The organism is Micrococcus sp. KRD077, from assembly GCF_017168505.1.
In the GTDB taxonomy this organism is placed as follows: Bacteria; Actinomycetota; Actinomycetes; order Actinomycetales; family Micrococcaceae; genus Micrococcus; species Micrococcus luteus.
This window is the reverse complement of record NZ_JABFAZ010000057.1, coordinates 1-3,448: the sequence shown is the minus strand read 5'-3', so window position 1 is coordinate 3,448 and position 3,448 is coordinate 1. Positions and strand designations below refer to the sequence as shown.

The 3,448-nt window shown below is 71.8% G+C and carries 5 protein-coding genes; all 5 read left to right on the top strand.

Features of this window, described 5'->3' with window-relative positions; all coding sequences use genetic code 11:
• Window positions 1–565 (top strand): hypothetical protein (locus J1M39_RS11200; RefSeq protein WP_206496799.1); only part of this gene is annotated, 565 nt, incomplete at its 5' end.
• 1 nt (window position 566) lies between these two features.
• Window positions 567–872, top strand: coding sequence for a hypothetical protein (locus J1M39_RS11195; protein ID WP_101966199.1), 306 nt, complete (start codon window positions 567–569; stop codon window positions 870–872).
• A gap of 103 nt (window positions 873–975) precedes the next feature.
• Window positions 976–2,319 (top strand): hypothetical protein, encoded by a 1,344-nt coding sequence (locus tag J1M39_RS11190; protein WP_206495998.1) that lies wholly within the window; start codon window positions 976–978, stop codon window positions 2,317–2,319.
• Between the two features lie 33 nt (window positions 2,320–2,352).
• Window positions 2,353–2,748, top strand: coding sequence for a hypothetical protein (locus J1M39_RS11185; protein ID WP_049159949.1), 396 nt, complete (start codon window positions 2,353–2,355; stop codon window positions 2,746–2,748).
• A 203-nt stretch (window positions 2,749–2,951) separates the two neighbouring features.
• Complete coding sequence (locus J1M39_RS11180; protein ID WP_101966201.1) at window positions 2,952–3,182, top strand: hypothetical protein; 231 nt, start codon at window positions 2,952–2,954, stop codon at window positions 3,180–3,182.
• Window positions 3,183–3,448 lie beyond the last annotated feature (266 nt).

Here is a 3,448-nt window from a genome sequence, read left to right as displayed (position 1 = left end):
CAAGAAGATGCTGGTGGAGATCCTCGAGCCGGTCACGGTGGACCTGGACGGCAACGAGAACCCCACCAGCTACGCCGACTACATGGACGCCCGCGTCTACGAGGCCCCCGACCAGCCCCAGGTGCAGCCGGCCACCGCGCCCGCCGCCCGGTCGGCCGTCCCGGCCGGCGCGCTCGCGGCCTTGCAGTCCCTGAACACTGCTCCCGCCACTGCCGCGGTCGAGGAACGCCCGACCGGGCGCCCCTCTCCGGCTGTGCTGGCCGACCCCAGCCGCCCCGTGATCGCCGAGCGCAAGCACATGCCCTACGTGCCCGACGACGAACAGGACCTCTTCGAGGGCTACGGCGAGCCCGTCGAGTCTCCGGCCGAGGAGTTGCAGGCCGGCGACCTGATCCAGATCGACCCCGACGCCGAGACCTGGGCGGTGCTCGCCGAGGACCCCCAGGAGGACGAGGCCGGGATCTACCTGGAGTACATCGAGCGCGACACCGGGGAGGCCGGCGGCATCTCCGTGGCCGCCACCGAGATGCTGCCCACCCGCCACATCGAACACGAGGAGAACTGAGATGAGCGCGAACACCAACGGCACCAGCGACGGCACCGACATCATCTGGATCACCCTGGCCGGCATGTTCTTCCTGGGCACCGGCGCCTTCACCGCCTGGGCCGCCAGCGCCATGAACTCCGTGCGCCAGAGCCTGCTGGAGATCGGCCTGCTCGTCCCCGCAGACCAGGCCGCCTTCGAGCTCGCAGACACCGGCGTCGGCGTCAGCCTCCCCCTCGTCTTGGGGGCCGCCGCCGTGCTAGTGGCCATCGTCATGATCGCCGCCTATCGGTCCGCCAGACGCCGGGCCCGCGGCCTGGACGACTGACCTGACGGACTCGTCAGCAGCTAGGGACATGTCGCGGAGAGCCCGGCCTTGTGGTCAGTGAAGGCGCCCGTGCAGGGCGGATGGATCGGACCAGGAGGTTGGCATGTGCAGGGCTCAGGGCGAGGCGGGGTGTCCCCACGGACGTCGATGCCCCCCGAACGCAACGGCACGGGAGGCCGCGCTGAAGCGTCGACGGGAGAACCGGGCGATCGGACAGCAGATCGCCCGGTGGGCCAAGGCCGAGGGCAAGGCTGACGAGCTGGCCGAGCTGAAGAGGCAGCGCAAGCCCGTCAACGAGATCAAGGAGTGGGCCGGTCAGGCCGGCGCTCCGGAAAGCGTCTTCGCCCGCGCCGCGGGCCCGGCCAAGAAGGGATGGGAGGCGGCCAAGACCGAGCTGCGCAACGACCCCAAGGCCCCAGCCCGCCGTGCCCCGGCCCGCGGGGGAGCGTCGGCCGCCGCAGCTGCCGGCGGAGCAGGAGGCGTCGGCGGCGGTGGGGGCGCTGGCGGCGCCGGAGTGGCCGGTGGCGGCGGAGCCGGCGGCGGCGTCGCGGTCGCCGGTGCGGGCGGCGGCGCAGGCGCAGGCGCTGGCCGCGACCACCGCACCCCGACCCCGGCTCCCGGCTCAGCCTCGACGGGCGCTCGCGGACCTGAGTGGTCGGAGTGGGAGTACCAGTGCGGCGAGGAAGAGGCTGCGCGCGTGGCGTTGCTGGTGGAGCGGCAGGGGCGCACCGCCGAAGAGCGGCAGCTGATGCGGATGGACTCGGCGCGTGAGGGCGCGCCGGTCGCGGGCAGGGGCGTCAACGACATCAAGCGTCTGGTGTGGGACGACGGCGCGTGCGGCTACTTCAAGCCCTACGACGAGCTGGACATGGACACCGCCGAGGCCTATGGCCACGACGGCCGGCTCCAGCCCACCCATGAGGCCGCGGCCTCGCAGTTCGCCCAGGCGCTGGGCCCGAAGTACGCGGCTTTGGTGCCTCCGGTGGCCCTGGTCAAGTACGACGGCCAGTGGGGCTCCATCTCCTATGGAGTCCCCGGGGGGCCGATGCGGGCAGAGGCGAACGTGATGCAAATGGCGGCGCACCACTCCGATCAGGCCAGTGATCTGGCCTTCTTCGACTGCCTGATCGGGCAGGTCGACCGCCACGGCAGCAACGTCCTGATGGATCGCCGCGGCCTCTCGGCGATCGACAACGGATTCGCCTTCACCGACGGCGTCGGCGGCGTGAACGCCTCGATGTTCGTCGCCGCGCGCTCCCAGCACCCGCAGGCCCGCGCGACCACTCGGGAGGAGAAGGCCATCCTGGCCCGCTTCCTGGACTCCGAAGACGGCCTGGGCCTGCGCGGCACGATCGAGGAAGGCCGCTTCCACGAGGTGCGCCGGCGGGCACGCCTGATGCAGAGCAAGGGCCGGATCCTGAGCCTGTCGAATCTCTACGAGCGCTGATAAACTGATACAAGATCAACATAAGGAGATCTGATGTTCACCATCACCATCCACCACCTGGACGGCCCCTCCGGCCTCCAGCGGCACGTCGGATACGTGCACGTTGACGGGGAGGACGTCCAGATCCATGACCCCGAGGGGCACCTCGACCTCGAGCTGCCCACCCCCACCGTCGACGACCTCGGCCGCGGCGAGCGCCGGCGCGCCACCTACGCCCAGGACCCGGTCGTGTGGGCCTACAACCTGCCTGCCCTGCTCCGCGGGCCCTACGTGCTCGCCCAGCGTCATGACCAGACGCCGGACTGGGTCGAGCAGCTGCTGGAGCAGCCGCAGGCGCCGGCCGCCAGCTCCCCCGGTGACGCCGAGCTCATCGCGCAGCTCATCGCGGGCAGCTCCGCAGCCAAGGAGGCCGCGGCCGAGCCGGCATGACCGGCCTCGGCGATCGCGTGCGGATGAGCTCGCGGTCGCAGCTTGGGCCCGCGGGCCGGACGGGGACGTGTCGCGGAGATGCAGCATGAGCTGCTGCTGAACCGACCGCGAAAGACGCTTGTGCGGTAGGCGGGGGACGTGTATGGTTAGACACGTAGCGGGCCGCATCAGGGGGCCTGCACCCCTCACCGAAGGAGCGCCCCATGGGACGCATCGCCCACCGCATCTACAACGTCTACGGCCCGGACAGCGCCGACATCGACTGCCTCTGCTCCCTCTGCGGCAAGGCCGACTACGTCTCCATCACCCAGGACGAGGCGGACGCCCTGGACGCCGGCCAGCCCGTCCACGAGGTCCTGCCCCACCGCACCAAGGTGGAGCGGGAGCGGATCATCTCCCAGATCTGCCCCGACTGCCAGGCAAACCTCTGCTGACCTCCCCGCCACGGCGGCCCCCCTCACTGGAGGGGGGCCGCCGTCGTCTCATGCGCCAACGCTCCAGCCCCGGGCCGGCAAGACACCTGCGGAGCCGGGGGTCGCGCACACGGGGGCAACACCGCCAGGGCCACCCATGGTCGCAGCGTCGGCGCCAGAGGCGCTGGCCGCGCTCGCGGGCGGGGACGTGTCGTGGAGATGGGCGGCCGGCTGCTTCAGCACGGCCGGCCGGGCTGCCGCGGCTGCGGGAGCTGGAGGTCCGGGGG